Source organism: Dietzia natronolimnaea (assembly GCF_002289575.1).
Classification (GTDB): domain Bacteria; phylum Actinomycetota; class Actinomycetes; order Mycobacteriales; family Mycobacteriaceae; genus Dietzia; species Dietzia natronolimnaea_A.
Window position 1 is genome coordinate 102,538 of the sequence record NZ_NTGA01000014.1, and the last position, 14,903, is coordinate 117,440.

Consider the following 14,903-nt stretch of genomic DNA (forward strand, 5'->3'; position numbering starts at 1 on the left):
GCCGGAGGGATCGTCGCCGTGGACCCGGTGACCGTCGTCCTGCAGGCCCTGGTGATCGTGCTGGTGCTCAACATCCTGGCGTGCCTGGTCCGGGTGGTCCGCGGACCCGCCCCGCGGGACCGCGTGGCCGGGGTCGTCCTGGCCGGTACCACCGGGGCGGCGTCGCTGGCGGTGCTCTCGGTGATCGGCCCTCTTCCGTCGCTGCGTGACGCAGGGCTCGTCCTGGTGGCGCTGGCCCTGGTCCTCACCGTCACGATGGTCACCGCCCGCCCGCGATGAGTGGTGCGAGCGCCGTCCTCGACGTCGCGGTGGTCATCGCCGCCGTGCTCGGAGCCCTGTTCTTCACCGCCGGGACGGTCGGACTGCTCCGATTCCCGGACCTGCGCAGCCGCCTCCACGCCATCACGAAGGCGGACACCCTCGGGCTGGGGTTCGTGATGCTCGCGCTCTCACTCCGGGCGGACTCGGGCTGGGAGGTCGCCAAGTACGCCACCATCTGGGTGCTCGGGATGGCCGTCGCGGCCGTGGCCGCCACCCTGCTCGCCGCGGAGCCGGACCGGGGGGCGACGCCGTGATCGATACCGTGATCGATGCCGGCGCGGTCGACATCGTGGTGGGCGGCGCGGCCCTCGCCGCGGCCGCCGTGGCACTCACCGTGCGGGACCGCCTCACCGCGCTCGTTTCGTTCGTCCTTCTCGGCGGACTCCTCGCGCTCGTGTGGGCCGGGGTCCGCGCACCGGACGTCGCGCTCGCCGAGGCCGCCATCGGGACCGGGGTGACCGGCGCGCTTCTCGTGGACGCCGTGGCCGACCGCCGTCGGGGCACCGCCCCGCGGATCGGTCGCGCCGGCGTCGCGGTGTGGTCGGTCGGTGCCTTGATCGGCGCCGGGTTCGCCGCGCTGCTGCTGCGGGCGGTCCTCGCCTCGGACGGATCGGACCGCCACCCCCCGCTCAACGACACCGTCGCCGAGGCGATGGACACCACCGCCACCGGGCATCCCATCACCGCGGTCCTGCTGGACTTCCGTGCCTACGACACGTTGCTCGAGGTCGCGGTGATCCTCGTGGCCGTGGTGGGGGCGTTCGCCCTGGCCTCCGTCGCGCCGCGGACACCGCGCTCCCCCGTGCCATGGGCTGTCGGGGACCGGGCCGGCGGGGCCGTGACCGGCCCAGTCCACCGTTCGCTCGCCGACTTCCTCCGGCTGGCCTCACCCGTCCTGCTCCTCCTCGCGGCGTGGCTCCTGTTCGCCGGTGCCTACCGCCCGGGCGGGGCGTTCCAGGGCGGGGCGGCCGTCGCGGGCGTGATGATCCTCGCGACCCTGGCCGGGGTGCCGCCCGGGATCCTGCACGGCAGCCGCGGCCGGTGGCTCGTGGTGGTCGGCCCCGCCGCGTTCCTCGCCGCCGGGGGCCTGGGACTGCTGCTGGCCGGCCACTGGCTTGCGATGCCCCCGGGGTGGGAGTCGGCGGCGACGATCGGCGTCGAGACCGCGCTCACCGTCTCCATCGGGGCGGGTCTGACCCTCATCTTCCTGGCGGTACGCAGGGACACCTCGCGGATCGGGGACGGGCGCTAGATGAGCTCCTTCGCGTGGTACTCGACCGTCGGCAGCGTCCTCGTGGCGTCGGGACTCGTGGTGATGCTGCTGGCCGCGGACCGCTTCCGCAGGCTCGTCGCCCTCAACGTGGCCGCCTCCGGCACGCTGGTGGTCCTGTTGGCCGTCGCCGGACGGGCGGAGGAACCCGACCCCGTCCCCCACGCCCTCGCGCTCACCGGCATCGTGATCACCGTGGCGTTCACCGGGCTCGGGGTCGTGCTCGCGCGCCGCATCGACGAGCTGGACGAGCCAAGCGAGCCAGACGAGCCAGGCGAAGAAGGCGACGGGGGGCGGGACCGGTGACCGCCCCCTCCGCCGCGGCGGCGTTGGTGCCGGGCGTCGTGTTGCTCCCGTTGGCGGCGGCGGTCCTCGTCGTCGTCGTCCCCACCGCCGCCCGGCGGGTGATCGGACTGATCGCGGCGCTCCTCACCGCCGCGACGGGGATCGCGGTGGTGGCTCTGGTCGTCGCGCACGGGCCGCTCGCGGTGTCCCTCGGCGGACACCGACCCCCGCTCGGCATCTCGCTGCGCGCGGACGGGATCAGTGCAGCGTTCCTGCTGCTCTCCGCGGTGGTCGGGGCCGTGGTGTCGGTCCACGCGTCGGCTCACCCTCCCTCGACCGGCGTCACCGGGTCCAGGGACTGGTTCTGGCCGACATGGCTGCTCGCGTGGTCGGGCCTGGCGGCGGTGTTCGTCTCGGGCGACCTGTTCAACCTGTACGTCGCCCTGGAGATCGTCGGCCTCGCGGCAGTCCTACTGGTCGCCCTGGGCGGACCGGACGCCTGGCGGGCGGCCTTCCGCTACCTCATCGTGGCGGTCGCGGGCTCACTGCTGTTCCTACTGGCGCTGACGCTCGTGTACTCCGCCACCGGGACCCTCGACCTCGCGCTCGCGGGCGAGCGTCTGGCCGGGTCGGACGACGGCCCCCTCCTCACGGCCGTCCTGGCGCTGACGATGGCGGGCATGGCACTCAAGTCGGCGGTGTTCCCGCTCCACGGGTGGCTGCCCGGGGCCCACGGGCAGGCCCCGGCGGCGGTGAGCCCGATCCTGTCGGGCCTCGTGGTCAAAGCGTCGTTCGTCGTCGCCATCCGGGTGTGGACCGAGGTCACCGGTCCCGTCACCGGCGTGGCGGTGGTGATCGGCGTCGCGGCGGCCGGGTCGATCCTGTGGGCCGGCCTGGCCGCACTCCGCGCCACCGGGTTCAAGCGGCTCGTCGCGTACTCCACCGTCTCCCAGGTCGGATACCTGTTCCTCTTCTTCCCGCTCGCCGCCGCCGCCGACCGGCAGGGGATTCCCGCGACGGTGGCCCTGGGCGCGGTGGTGACCCTCGCCGTGGCGCACGGGCTCGCCAAGTCGGCCCTCTTCCTGGCCGCGGGCATCTTCAAGGAGCAGCTCGGGAACGACCGGATCGACTCCCTCACCGGGCGGGGCGCCGAGCTGCCGGTGGTGACCATGGCGATAGGGATCTGCGCGGTCAGCCTGGCCGGGCTCCCCGTGACTCTCGGCTTCGCCGGCAAGTGGCAGCTGCTCTCCGCTGCCGTCGAGGTCCGGGCCTGGTGGATCGTGGCGGTGGTGGCGGCGGGCACGCTCGTGGCCGCCGGGTACCTGCTGCGCCCACTGCAGGCCCTGCTGACCGGGGCGGCCGAGGACGGCATCGACTCCGCACCGCACCGGGCGCGCCCCGCCCCGCCCCGCGTCGTGACCGTGCTCCCCCTCCTGCTCGCGCTGGTGACCGTCGGCGCGACCTTCGCGTCCGTCCCGCTCGCCGAGCTCGCGACCGTCGGCCTGACCCCGGGGGTCCAGCCATGACCGACCTCGTGGACCTCCTGCCGGGCAGCCTGCTCGTCCTGTCGCCGCTGGCGATCTCGCTCGTCACCGCCGTGGCCGTCTTCCTCATCCCCGAGGGGGGAGTCCGCTCGAGATCGACCGTCAACCTCGGCGCCGCCGCGGTCAAGCTGGGACTCATCGCGCTGATGGTGCCGGTCGTGGTGGGCGGGGCCAGGCCCGAGTGGCGGACCGCGCTGCTGCCGGGGATCGACTTCGTCCTGCGCATCGAGCCCCTGTCCCTGCTGTTCGCGGGACTGTCGTCCCTGCTATGGCTGCTGACCACCGTGTACGCCATCGGATACCTCGAGGACCGCCCGCACCGCAGCCGGTTCTTCGGGTTCTTCGCCCTGTGCGTGACCGCGACCGTCGGGATCGCCTTCTCCGGGAACCTCGTGACGTTCCTGCTGTTCTACGAGCTGCTCACCCTGGTCACCTACCCACTGGTGGTGCACAACGGCACCGCGGCCGCGCGACGCTCCGGCCGCCTCTACATGCTGTACACCCTCGGCGGTGGGCTCAGCCTGCTCACCGGGATCGTCTGGCTCTCCGCCCTGGTCGGCGACGTCGAGTTCAGCCCGGGCGGGGTCGAGGCGGTGGGCGCACTCGCGGCGGACTCGCCGGCCACGGCCGTCGCGATCTTCGCCCTCATGGTCGCCGGCCTGGGCGTCAAGGCCGCGCTGTTCCCCCTCCACGGCTGGCTGCCCCGCGCGATGGTCGCGCCCGCACCCGTCAGTGCCCTGCTCCACGCGGTGGCCGTGGTCAAGGCGGGCGTGTTCGGCCTGGTCCGCGTGATCGACGATGTCTACGGCGTGGAGGTGGCCTCCGCTCTCGGGGTCCTCACGCCCCTGCTCGTCCTGGCCTCCTTCACCGTGCTCTACGGATCGGTGCGCGCGCTCTTCCAGGACGACCTCAAGAAGCGACTCGCCTACTCGACCGTCAGCCAGGTGTCCTACATCACGCTGGGGATCACCCTGGTCACCGCGGTGGGCACCGCCGGCGGCCTGGCCCACCTCGTGCACCAGGGCCTCATGAAGATCACCCTGTTCTTCTGCGCGGGGTTGTTCGCCGAGGTCCTGGGGATCAAGACCGTCTCGGCCCTGGCGGGACTGGGCCGACGCATGCCGTGGACGTGCGCGGCGTTCACCGTCGGCGCGTTCGGCATGATCGGTGTGCCCCCGGTCGCAGGGTTCATCTCCAAGTGGGAGCTGGGGCTCGGGGCGCTCGACTCGGAGAACCAGTGGGTGCTCTGGGTCCTGGTGGCCAGCGCGGTGCTCAACAGCGCGTACTTCCTGCCCCCCGTCGTGGCCATGTGGTTCCGACGCGCTGAAGAATCGCGCGGGGAGTCGCACCAGGATTCGCCGGAGGTGCCCGACTACCGACGCCGGCGGGGGCTCGAGGCCCCGGCCGCCCTCCTCGTCCCCGCGGTCATCACCGCCGGACTCTCCCTGGCCGTCGGGATCGTCGCCGCCGCCCCCTACGCCCCGCTGGCCATGGCCACCTTCATCGCGCGAGGGGTGTTCCCGTGACCACCACGCTGTGGACCGCGACCTTCCTGCTCCCCCTGCTGGTCGCCGCGGGGCTGGGGATCCTGGCCACGAGCCGCGTCATCGGCGAGGTGGGCGGCCGCGCCATCGGCGGGGTATCAGTGCTACTGGTCCGCCTGGCCCCCCTCACGTGCCTGCCCGCGATCCTGCTCACCGTGGCCCCCGGGGCGGGCGGGGGCATCCCGATCGACGTGCCGTGGCTGCTGGTGGGCACCCACCTCGAACTCGACGCACTCGGCCGGCCGCTGGTGCTGGTGTCCGCACTGCTCTACGGCTCCGCCCTGGCCGCGGTCGCGTGGACGGCCACGGACCGCAGCCGCGACCTCGTGGCGTTCCTCCTGATCTGCCACACCGGCACCACAGCGGTGTTCACCGCGGCCGACGCGGTGACCTTCTACCTCGGATACGCGGTGATGAGCTTCGCCGCCTACGGGTTGGTCGTGCACTACCGGACCGAGTCGGCGATGCGGGCGGGGCGCGTCTACCTGGTGCTCACCGTGGTGAGCGAGACCGCCATCCTCGCCGCGATCCTCATGGTGGCCGCCGCGGGCGGGACCCGGCTCGCCGACGCCCCGGCCGCCGTCGCCGCCGCGCCGAACACGGGGGTGATCGTCGCGCTGCTGCTGGTCGGGTTCGGCGTGAAGGCCGGGACGCTGCCGCTGCACGTGTGGCTCCCGCTCGCCCACCCGGCGGCGCCGCCCGCCGCGAGCGCGGTCCTGTCCGGCGCGATGGTCAAGGCCGGCCTGGTGGGGTGGCTTCGATTCCTCCCCCTCGGGGAGGTCGCCCTGCCCGGGTGGGGACTGACCCTGGTCCTGCTGGCGCTGGGCGGGGCGTTCCTCGCGGTCCCGGCCGGCGAGCTCCAGAAGGACCCCAAGGTGGTGCTGGCCTACTCCACCATCAGCCAGATGGGGTTCCTCGCCGCGCTCGTCGGGGTCGCGCTCGCCGCACCCGAACTCGCGCCGGCGGTCGCGCCGGCCGCCGTGACCTACGCCGTCCACCACGCGCTGGCCAAGGGCGCGCTGTTCCTCGGTGTCCCGGTGTGGAAGCACCACGCCCGGGGAGTCAGACGGTGGATCGTCGTGGTGGGGCTGGTCGGGGCCGGGCTCGCGGTGGCCGGGGCCCCGTTCAGCTCCGGCTCGGTGGGCAAGTACGCCGCCAAGTCCGCCGTCGGCGAGGCCACCGTCCTGGGGATGGACCTCGTCACCCTGCTCCCCCTCATCGCGACCGGGTCGACGCTGCTCCTCCTGCGCTTCGGGTGGCTGCTCGCGCACGGAGAGCCGGAGACCCGCCGGCGTGGGGACGCCGAACTCGCCGCCTGGCTGGTCCTGGTGGCCGGCGGGATCACACTGCCCTGGATCGTCACCGACCTCTGGCTACCGGTCGGGACGGTCCCCGGCCTCGACGCCGTGACCCTGTGGGACGCCACCTGGCCGATTCTGCTGGGATTGGCGATCGGCGGGCTGGCCTGGTGGCTGTCCGCGCGGGACATCCTGCCCGGGTGGGCCGCCCACCCCGACGGCCGCACTGTCCCACCCGGTGACCTGGTCGTCCCCGAGGAACGGCTCGTCCGGTCGGCGATGGCGTTCACACGGTCGGCGGCCGTGGGTCCGCGTCGCGTGATCGAGCAGGCCGCCGCACGCCTGACCGCGCATCATCCCGCCGACAGGGCGGGTCGCGGGGTCGACACGATCGAGGCGCTCCTACGGTCCCGCGCCGGACGCGGCCTGCTCCTCCTCGGGCTGGCCACGGTCCTCGTGGCCGCGGAGGTGGCCTCATGATCCGCTACGCCCGTTCCGGGATCGTCCGGTTCCTGCCGCTGCTGCTCCTGTGGTGGGTCCTCGCCGAGGGTGACCCGCGGTTCTGGTACTACGGGCTCGCGGCGGCCGTGGCGGCGACGGCTCTGAGCCTCCGGGCGATCCCACCGGCGCGCGACCGGACCGGTCGGCGGCCGTGGGCGGCGCCGCAGTTGGCGGGGTGGTTCCTGCTCCAACTCCTGCGTGGCGGCGCCGACGTGGCCCGCCGGGCGCTGGACCCCCGCATGCCCATCTCCCCACACACACTGCGGCTCCCGATCCGGTCCGGGACACCCGCCGGTCGCCGCCTGGCGCTGTGGATGATCAACCTCATGCCCGGCACCCTTGTGGTGGACGAGGGATCGGACGAGGACCAAGGGACGGACGAGGGCGAGGGTTCCGACGACGACGAGGCCACGGACTGGGTGGAGTTGCACGTGCTCGCGGAGAACATCGACGCGGCCCACGCGTGGGCCGGACTCGAGCATCGCCTGGGGCGCATCTTCGGGAGCTGACCCGGAGCGGGCGGAGCTGGCGAGGCGCGCGGTTCAGGACGCGCCGATCGGGCCGGCGGACCTCCGGCGGCGGGGTAACGTGACACGTGTCACTTTTCCGCCTGTTGCTCCGTCCTGCCGAAGGGCACGCATGACCTACGACGACCCCGCCCTGCCGCTCATGCCCGAGCTCGCCTGCTACGGCCTGGCCGGACACAGCGCGTCGCCGGCCGACCTCATCGTCGAGGCGGCCCGGGCGGAGGAGCTGGGGCTCGGATCGATCCTCCTGTCGGAACGGTTCGCCCTCAAGGACGCGGCGGTCATGGCGGGTGCCGCGGTCGCTGCGACCACCCGGATCGGCGTGGGGACCGCCGCGACCAACCACAACACCCGGCACCCGCTCGTCACCGCGACCATGGCCACCACGCTGCACCGGATGTCCGGCGGTCGGTACGCCTTCGGGCTGGGCCGCGGCATCCCGCTGCTGTTCGACATCATGGGCCTGCCGCACGTCACCTCCGCGCAACTCGAGGACGCGGTGGGCATCTACCGCACGCTGTGGCGGGGCGGATCCGTGGTGGGCCACGACGGCCCGGCGGGCAGCTACCCCTACCTCGTCCAGGACTCGTCCTTCGACGAGGACGTCCCGGTTCTGCTCATGGCCATGGGAGACAACTCGCTCCGGCTCGCCGGACGGATCGCCGACGGCGTGGTCCTGCACACCTTCATGTCCGACGCGGCCGTCGCCAGATCCGTCCGGCTGGTCCGCGAGGCCGCCGAGCGGGCGGGCCGCGATCCGGCGCAGGTGAGGATCTGGTCGGTGATGGCCACCATCGAGGACTCGCTCGACGAGACCGCGCGCCTGCGCAAGCTCGTCGGTCGCCTGGCCACCTACCTCACCGGGTACGGCGACGTGCTGGTCCGGGTGAACGGCTGGGACCCGGCGGGCCTGGAACGGTTCCGCGCCGACGAGCGCCTGTCCGCGCACTCCGGGGCGCTCGACGCGACCGACGACCTCGACATCCTGCGCCACGCCCGCGAGGTGCTGCCCGACGAGTGGGTGGCCTGCGCGGCGGTCGGCAGCGCAGACCACTGCGCCGACCGCATCGAGGGGCAGCTCGCGCTCGGCGCGGACTCCGTCGTCCTGCACGGCGCCACCCCGGACGAGCTCGCCCCGGTCCTGGCCGCCTGGCGCCGGCGGCGCGACCCCCGCCGGTTCGACCGCCTCGCCACCAACCCCGGACGATTCCTCCTGCGGAAGGACCCCCAGACATGACCGGTGTCGAGTCGAGCGCCCCCGTGGTCTGTACGCCGGAGGAGGTGACGGCGCAGTGGCTCACCGCGGCGCTCGGCACCGAGGTCCGGTCGGCGCGGACCGAGGCCGTGGGGACGGGGCAGATCGGCTGCTGCGTGGTCGCCCACGTGGACGGTGACGGGCTGCCTCCGACGCTGTTCGTCAAACTCCCGAACCCCGACGAGGGCATGCGGCCGCTCCTGCACGGCGTCTACCGCAGCGAGGTCCTGTTCTACCGTGACCTGGCGCCGACCGTGGCCGTGCGGGTCCCTCGGGCCCGGTTCGCGGTTCTCGGGGAGCGGGAGGGCGACTTCACGCTCGTGCTCGACGACGTGTCACCGCTGGTCCAGGGCGACCAGCTCACCGGGCTGACGATCGACGACGCCCGCGACTGCGCGATCAACCTCGCCGGACTGCACGGACCACGCTGGTGCGATCCGGCACTGCGCGGCATCGACGGGCTCTCCTGCCCGTCGGTCGAGGACAACGTCACCCTGCAGGAGCTCGGCGGGCCGGCCCTGGAGGCGTTCCTCTCCGAGTTGGGGGACAGGCTCGACGACGACGAGCGGCGGATCCTGTCCGAGATCGCGCCGCTGATCGCCGACTGGGCCAACGGGCGGTCCGATCGCTACACCCTCTTGCACGCCGACTATCGCGCCGACAACATGCTGATCGACCCCTCGGGGCAGCGGCCGTCCCTGGCCTGCGACTGGCAGACCCTCACCGTGGGGCTGCCCGGGCGGGACCTCGGCGGTTTTCTCGGATCCAGTCTGGACGTCGCCGACCGCCGGGCCGCCGAGCGGGGGATCGTGGCCGACTATCACCGCGCGCTCGTCGGATTCGGGGTGGCCGACTACTCCCTCGACACCTGCTGGGACGACTACGTGTACGGGTTGCTCCAGACTCCGGTCCTCGGGATCTTCGGCTGGATGTACGGCACCCGGACCGAGCGCGGGGACGAGATGTTCGCCCTGCTCATGCGGCGGGCCTGTCGGGCCATCGCGGACCATGACGCCCTCGCCGTGGTCCGCGGCGGCTGACCCACCGCTCCGCAGACCCCCTGCCCCGACGCCCCCAACCGGGTGGCGCGTCGCCTTTGCCACCGCCCGGCCGCCCCCGCCGGGTTACGCGTCGCCTATGCCACCGCCCGGCCACCCCCGCCGGGTTGCGCGTCGCCTATGCCCGCTCGTCGATGACTCGCGCTGCCGCAATGGACCATTCCGGGCGCGTAACCGATAAAGCCCAGCGGAGGCGCGACCGTTCAGGCCCGGCGGAAGAGCGGCCCCGCGCACGGGAAGGGCCCGACCCCGCTCGTCGCGGGATCGGGCCCCGTACCGCAGTCGTGCCGGGCTCGCCGTGCACGTTTGTGCTCAGCTCACCGTGCTCGGCTACCGCGTCGTCACTCCTGGCGACGGTGGTTACCGCGCGGCCCGGACTCGACGCCGGCCTTGACCGCCTCGCACAACCCGGGGTCCACAGCGGCCCAGTAGGCGTACACGCGCTCGAGGAGCTCGGTCTCCGACGGATCGATCTTGCTCACGTGGCCCGCGATGTTAGACGCCAGCCGCTCGCGGGCGGCGTCGTCGAGGACCTCGCGGTACAGCGTCGTGGCCTGCGCCTGGTCGGTGTCGTCGGCGTGCGGCGACACGTCCCCACGGTAGATCTCCGAGCCCTTGGTGTCCCAGTCACCGAAGTCGAACGCCTGGGCCTTGTCCGCGGCCGGGCCGTCGAGGGTGTTGGGGGCGTACTCCGCCTGCGCCGGGTGCGGGAACTCGTACTGCATGGCGCCCTCCTTGGAGTAGGAGTTCACCGGCGAGAGCGGGCGGTTGACCGGAACCTGCTGGTAGTTGGCACCGATGCGGTACCGCTGGATGTCCGGGTACGCGAAGACACGGCCGAGGAGCATCTTGTCCGGGGAGAAGCCGATGCCCTTGACGATGTTGGTCGGCGCGAACGCGGCCTGCTCGATCTGGGCGTGGTGGTTCTGCGGGTTCCGGTTAAGCGTCATGGTGCCGATCTTGCGCAGCGGGTAGTCCTTCTGCGACCAGACCTTGGTGAGGTCGAACGGGTTGAAGCGGTAGGTCGCCGCCTCGTCGACCGGCATCACCTGGACGTGCAGGTCCCACGACGGGAACTCACCCTTGCCGATGGACTCGTAGAGGTCCTGGCGGTGGTAGTCGGCGTTCTCACCGGCGAGCTTGTCGGCCTCGTCCTGGGTGAGGAAGTCGATGCCCTGGTTGGTCTTGAAGTGGAACTTGACCCAGTGGCGCACGCCCGCGGCGTTGATGAACTGGTAGGTGTGCGAGCCGAAGCCGTCCATGTGGCGCCAGGTGGCGGGGATCCCGCGGTCGCCCATGAGCCAGGTGACCTGGTGGGTCGACTCCGGGCTCAGGGTCCAGAAGTCCCACTGCATGGCGTGGTTCCGCAGGCCGGAGGCGTTCTTGCGGCGCTGCGAGTGGATGAAGTCCGGGAACTTCAGGGCGTCGCGGACGAAGAAGACCGGCGTGTTGTTGCCGACCATGTCGTAGTTGCCCTCGTCGGTGTAGAACTTCAGCGCGAAACCGCGCGGGTCCCGCCAGGTGTCCGGGCTGCCCTTCTCCCCGGCGACGGTGGAGAAACGGGCGAGCATCGGGGTCGTGACGCCCTTCTGGAACAGTCCGGCGCAGGTGATGTCCGAGACGTCCTCGGTGGTGACGAACTCGCCGAAGGCGCCCGAACCCTTGGCGTGGGGAAGACGCTCGGGGACGTTCTCGCGGTTGAAGTGGGCGAGCTTCTCGATCAGATAGAAGTCGTGGATCGGCTGCGGACCGAGTTCGCCGAGCCGGGCGCTGAACTCGTCGCTCGGGACCGGCTGACCGCTGTCGGTGGTGGTGGCGGAGTTGGGCTGGAAGTCGCGTACGCCTCGATCGGCGGGATGCGTGGTCACGTCTGGTGCTCCTCGATGTGATGGGGTGTTGGGCGATGTGGCCTGGGTCTCAATCTTCACCGAGACGGCCACCGCCCGCCTGACATTCGGGACATGTGCCCCAGTAGTTGACCTCGGCCTCGTCGATCAGGAAGCCGTGATCATGGTCCGCCTGCAGGCAGGGCGCATGCCCTACCGCGCATTCGACGTCCTCGATCCGGCCACACTGCCGGCACACGAGGTGGTGATGGTTGTCCCCGGTGCGACGCTCGTACCGCGCCGGGGACCCGGCCGGTTCGATACGACGCATGAGGCCGACGTCGGTGCACACGCGCAGCGCGTCGTAGACGGTTTGCGTGGACACCGAGCCCAGCCGTTCCCGGACCAGTACCGCGACGTCCTCGGCCGCGATGTGGGGACGACTGTCGACGACGGCGAGGACCGCCAGCCGGGGGGAGGTGACCCTCAGCCCGGCCGACCGGAGCTGCGCTCCCGGGTCCTGCACTTCCGTCGTCATGCCACCCACTGTAGCCAACTAATTGGAACTAGTCCAGAAAAGGACTGGTTCCGTTTTGGTAACGGCGACGATCGCCGCGATCAGCTCTCTCCTCCGCCCCGGCGCCCGCCGACTAAGCTGGCCCACGACGCCGAAACCGCAGGAGGACGCCATGACGGAGACCGCCACCGGACCGGTCGTGTGCGGCTACGACGGCTCGCGGGATGCCCGCCGGGCCGTGTCCTGGGCCGCGACCTGGGCACGTGACCATCACACGACTCTCGAGGTGATCTCCGCCGACCGTGCCGTGGGCCGCGTCGTCGCCTTTGACGAGACCGCCCGGGCGAACGTCGAGGGCGCCATGCGGGACCAGCTGGCCGACCTCGTCGGACAGGTCCCCACGACCTACCGCGTCGTGGCGGACAGTCCCGTCGGCGCACTCGTCGAGTCGACCGGATACGCCTCGGCGATCGTGGTGGGCAGCCGCGGCCTGACGGCCCGCGAGGACTTCGCCATGGGATCCACCTCCGCCGGGGTGGTCGAACATGCCAGGTGCCCCGTCCTCGTGATCACCCCGCGCACGCCCGAGGGCCACGACAACGGCCCGGTGGCGCTGGCCGCCGACGGGTCCGAGGCCGGGGACCCGGCCGCAAGGTTCGCCTTCGCCGAGGCCGAACGCCGCGGCGCCACCCTGCGGGTCGTCCACTCCGTCGAGGCTCCCCGCCTGCCGGGCGCGTCGCTGTTCGACCTCGATCAGCTCGCGGAGGATGTCCTCGCCGAGGACGAGAAGGCCGTCGTCGACGCCCTCGCGCCACACGAGGCCCGCCACCCGGGAGTAGCCGTCGACCTGGTCCTCGTCGTCGGTGAACCCGCCACGACCATCGCCACGGAGGCCTCGGGAGCCGCCCTCTTGGTGACCGGGTCGCGCGGCCACGGCGGGTTCGCCGGACTGTTGCTGGGATCGGTCAGCCGACGCCTGCTCCAGACGGCACCGTGCGCTGTCGCCGTGGTCCGCCCCACCGACTGAGTCACCGCGAGTCACCCCGACCCCTCCGTCGTCGTCCCGGCCCGCCCCGCCCGGCCCCGCCCCGCGAGGCGATTGCACACGCGCGCGCTCCACGCCGATTGTCAGACGTTCGAGGGACAGACGGCGGCACCGTGCGCTGTCATCATCACGGGATGCGCCCTGCTCCTCCCGCTCGGGACGGTCGACCTAACCGCTACGGCCGCTCCCGTACCCGGAGTTCGAGGGTTGCGGCCTGCGCGGCCGTCGCGCTGGCGCTGGGCCTGTCCGCGTGCGGTTCGCCCGGTGATGACGGCCCGACCGAGAACATCGACGCAGCTCTGTCCACGGGCGTGCCCACCGTCCTCGTCGTGGACGCCTCGGCGTCGATGCTCATCGACGACGCCCCCGGGCCTCGGATCGATGCCGCGAAGGCCGCGGCCGACGGGCTAATCGGTGTGCTCCCGGACGACGCCGTCCTGGGCCTGGTCACGTATGGCACCTCGACCGATGACGCGCCCGGATCCCAGGAGGCGGGATGCCGCGATGTCACCACGCTCGCCGAGCCCGCTCCCATCGGTGTCGACGAGCATCGGGGAACTCTCTCCCAGCAGGTCGATGCGCTTGATCCGAGCGGTTACACCCCCATCGCCGAGTCGCTCCGGCAGGCCGCCGGACTGCTCCCCGAGGGGGACTCCGCGGTGATCGTCATCTCCGACGGTGAGGACAGCTGCGGAGACCCGCCGTGCGAGGCCGCCGCCAAGCTCCGTGAGCAGAATCCGAGACTCCGGATATCTACCGTCGGGTTCAAGACGGCCACTCCGGAACTGGCGTGCATCGCCCGCACCACCGACGGGCTCTTCGTCACCGCCGACGACGCCGACCAGCTCGCCACCCGACTGATGGCGGCCCGCGACATCGACGGCAACTCGGCGGTGCTGACCCCCACGGGCCTCGGCGGGATCGATCTGGGAACCCACTACAACGACATCGTGGGGACCCACCCGGATTTCCCGGCCCAGTCAGCCGGCACGGCCGACGGCGAGGACACGATCATCACCTACGTCGACTGCGACTACCTCTTCGACTCCTCCGGCACTGTCATCGAGATCCGACCCCACGATGGCCGCACCGTCGACGGCCTCGCCGTGGGCGATCAGGTGAGCAGGGCGGTCGAGTTGTATGGCGAGCCCGTGGAGGCTACCGACGGGACCGCCCGCCTGTTCGCCGCGAGCCGTGAGGCCGGAACTGCCTGGAAGATAACCGCCGACGGTGATCGAATCTCCCGAATCGTGCTGTGTCGATGCCTGCCGGGCACCGGGGCTTCCTCAGCGGCGGGCTCGGGCTCCGGCGCAACCCATAGGTCGACCACGATTAGCGGCCAGACCGAGATCGTCGTGTACAACCCGTACCTTGACGACGGATCGCTCGCGCCCGGCTTCGGCGAACTGGACGGAGAGGTCGACGCTTGGGGCTGCGGCCCCATGGACGAGGACCTGTTCCGATGCGGTCGCATGTACACGGACGGCTCCATCTACTTCTGCTCCACCGACGGCTCCACCGCATGGTGCCCGTCCCGGCACTCCACCGGTGAACTGGAGTTCACCCGCCACGCCCGTGTCCAGATTCTCGACGGAAGCTACGACCCGCGGAGCGGCACTGAACCTGTGCCGGTCTACGTGGACCTCACGAACGGCGACCGATGCTGGTTCCATGTGCAACTCGGCAACATCAGGATGGACGCCACTGAACGGTTCCTCTGCCCGGGTGAGCAGTGGCTCTGGGAGCCCGCCGGGGGCAAGGTCTTCGCCAACACCACTGGGACATGGACAGCCTTGAAGGCACCGGGTTCGAGTTCGGCGCCATTCGAAAAAGTGACGGTGGCCCGTGCTGTATTCATTGACTAACCGTAGGCCGGATGGGGCTCCGGTCGACCGGGCGGCTGGAGTGTCGG

At 71.9% G+C, this 14,903-nt stretch carries 14 protein-coding genes; 12 read left to right on the forward strand and 2 right to left on the reverse strand.

Annotated features, from left to right (window positions below):
* The first annotated feature begins 18 nt into the window (after positions 1-18).
* The 10 genes from CEY15_RS08115 to CEY15_RS08160 all read left to right on the forward strand — a co-directional run bounded on the left by CEY15_RS08115 (position 19) and on the right by CEY15_RS08160 (position 9,585).
* A complete protein-coding gene (locus CEY15_RS08115; protein ID WP_095717997.1) occupies positions 19-279 on the forward strand; it encodes a hypothetical protein in 261 nt (86 codons plus the stop codon).
* Positions 276-575, forward strand: a complete 300-nt coding sequence (locus CEY15_RS08120; protein WP_095717998.1) for a cation:proton antiporter — start codon at positions 276-278, stop codon at positions 573-575. The genes CEY15_RS08115 and CEY15_RS08120 overlap by 4 nt, the downstream gene beginning before the upstream one ends.
* On the forward strand, positions 572-1,573 hold the full coding sequence (locus CEY15_RS08125) for a hydrogenase subunit MbhD domain-containing protein (protein ID WP_095717999.1): 1,002 nt from the start codon (positions 572-574) through the stop codon (positions 1,571-1,573). Before CEY15_RS08120 ends, CEY15_RS08125 begins: the two co-directional genes overlap by 4 nt.
* Positions 1,574-1,897 (forward strand): NADH-quinone oxidoreductase subunit K, encoded by a 324-nt coding sequence (locus CEY15_RS08130; protein ID WP_017838356.1) that lies wholly within the window; start codon positions 1,574-1,576, stop codon positions 1,895-1,897.
* Positions 1,894-3,402, forward strand: coding sequence for a complex I subunit 5 family protein (locus tag CEY15_RS08135; protein ID WP_095718000.1), 1,509 nt, complete (start codon positions 1,894-1,896; stop codon positions 3,400-3,402). Before CEY15_RS08130 ends, CEY15_RS08135 begins: the two co-directional genes overlap by 4 nt.
* Positions 3,399-4,946, forward strand: coding sequence for a complex I subunit 5 family protein (locus tag CEY15_RS08140; protein ID WP_095718001.1), 1,548 nt, complete (start codon positions 3,399-3,401; stop codon positions 4,944-4,946). The genes CEY15_RS08135 and CEY15_RS08140 overlap by 4 nt, the downstream gene beginning before the upstream one ends.
* Entirely contained in the window at positions 4,943-6,742 is a 1,800-nt protein-coding gene (locus CEY15_RS08145) for a proton-conducting transporter membrane subunit (protein WP_017838359.1), read from the forward strand. Before CEY15_RS08140 ends, CEY15_RS08145 begins: the two co-directional genes overlap by 4 nt.
* A complete protein-coding gene (locus CEY15_RS08150) occupies positions 6,739-7,272 on the forward strand; it encodes a Na+/H+ antiporter subunit E (RefSeq protein WP_017838360.1) in 534 nt (177 codons plus the stop codon). The genes CEY15_RS08145 and CEY15_RS08150 overlap by 4 nt, the downstream gene beginning before the upstream one ends.
* A 130-nt stretch (positions 7,273-7,402) precedes the next feature.
* Entirely contained in the window at positions 7,403-8,527 is a 1,125-nt protein-coding gene (locus CEY15_RS08155) for a TIGR03857 family LLM class F420-dependent oxidoreductase (RefSeq protein ID WP_017838361.1), read from the forward strand.
* Positions 8,524-9,585 carry a phosphotransferase family protein gene (locus CEY15_RS08160; protein ID WP_095718002.1) on the forward strand — a complete coding sequence of 354 codons (1,062 nt, stop codon included), beginning with the start codon at positions 8,524-8,526 and terminating at the stop codon, positions 9,583-9,585. The genes CEY15_RS08155 and CEY15_RS08160 overlap by 4 nt, the downstream gene beginning before the upstream one ends.
* A gap of 359 nt (positions 9,586-9,944) precedes the next feature.
* Here CEY15_RS08160 and CEY15_RS08165 read toward each other — a convergent pair whose 3' ends face one another.
* Together CEY15_RS08165 and CEY15_RS08170 are read right to left on the reverse strand one after the other, a co-directional pair.
* Positions 9,945-11,471, reverse strand: coding sequence for a catalase (locus CEY15_RS08165; protein WP_095718003.1), 1,527 nt, complete (start codon positions 11,469-11,471; stop codon positions 9,945-9,947).
* Between the two features lie 49 nt (positions 11,472-11,520).
* Positions 11,521-11,967, reverse strand: coding sequence for a Fur family transcriptional regulator (locus CEY15_RS08170; protein WP_095718004.1), 447 nt, complete (start codon positions 11,965-11,967; stop codon positions 11,521-11,523).
* Between the two features lie 151 nt (positions 11,968-12,118).
* Between CEY15_RS08170 and CEY15_RS08175 the strand changes: the two genes are divergently transcribed.
* Together CEY15_RS08175 and CEY15_RS08180 are read left to right on the forward strand one after the other, a co-directional pair.
* On the forward strand, positions 12,119-12,973 hold the full coding sequence (locus CEY15_RS08175; protein WP_095718005.1) for a universal stress protein: 855 nt from the start codon (positions 12,119-12,121) through the stop codon (positions 12,971-12,973).
* Positions 12,974-13,125: 152 nt separating this feature from the next.
* The gene (locus tag CEY15_RS08180) at positions 13,126-14,856 is read left to right on the forward strand and encodes a vWA domain-containing protein (RefSeq protein ID WP_095718006.1); all 1,731 of its coding nucleotides are present in this window, start codon (positions 13,126-13,128) and stop codon (positions 14,854-14,856) included.
* Positions 14,857-14,903 lie beyond the last annotated feature (47 nt).

Excerpts from the sequence above, each read along its gene's own strand:
- CEY15_RS08175 (WP_095718005.1), top strand. The coding sequence starts at position 12,119 with ATGACGGAGACCGCCACCGGACCGGTCGTGTGCGGCTACGACGGCTCG.
- CEY15_RS08155 (WP_017838361.1), top strand. The coding sequence starts at position 7,403 with ATGACCTACGACGACCCCGCCCTGCCGCTCATGCCCGAGCTCGCCTGC.
- CEY15_RS08180 (WP_095718006.1), top strand. The coding sequence starts at position 13,126 with ATGCGCCCTGCTCCTCCCGCTCGGGACGGTCGACCTAACCGCTACGGC.
- CEY15_RS08140 (WP_095718001.1), top strand. The coding sequence starts at position 3,399 with ATGACCGACCTCGTGGACCTCCTGCCGGGCAGCCTGCTCGTCCTGTCG.
- CEY15_RS08130 (WP_017838356.1), top strand. The coding sequence starts at position 1,574 with ATGAGCTCCTTCGCGTGGTACTCGACCGTCGGCAGCGTCCTCGTGGCG.
- CEY15_RS08170 (WP_095718004.1), bottom strand. The coding sequence starts at position 11,967 with ATGACGACGGAAGTGCAGGACCCGGGAGCGCAGCTCCGGTCGGCCGGG.
- CEY15_RS08120 (WP_095717998.1), top strand. The coding sequence starts at position 276 with ATGAGTGGTGCGAGCGCCGTCCTCGACGTCGCGGTGGTCATCGCCGCC.
- CEY15_RS08160 (WP_095718002.1), top strand. The coding sequence starts at position 8,524 with ATGACCGGTGTCGAGTCGAGCGCCCCCGTGGTCTGTACGCCGGAGGAG.
- CEY15_RS08150 (WP_017838360.1), top strand. The coding sequence starts at position 6,739 with ATGATCCGCTACGCCCGTTCCGGGATCGTCCGGTTCCTGCCGCTGCTG.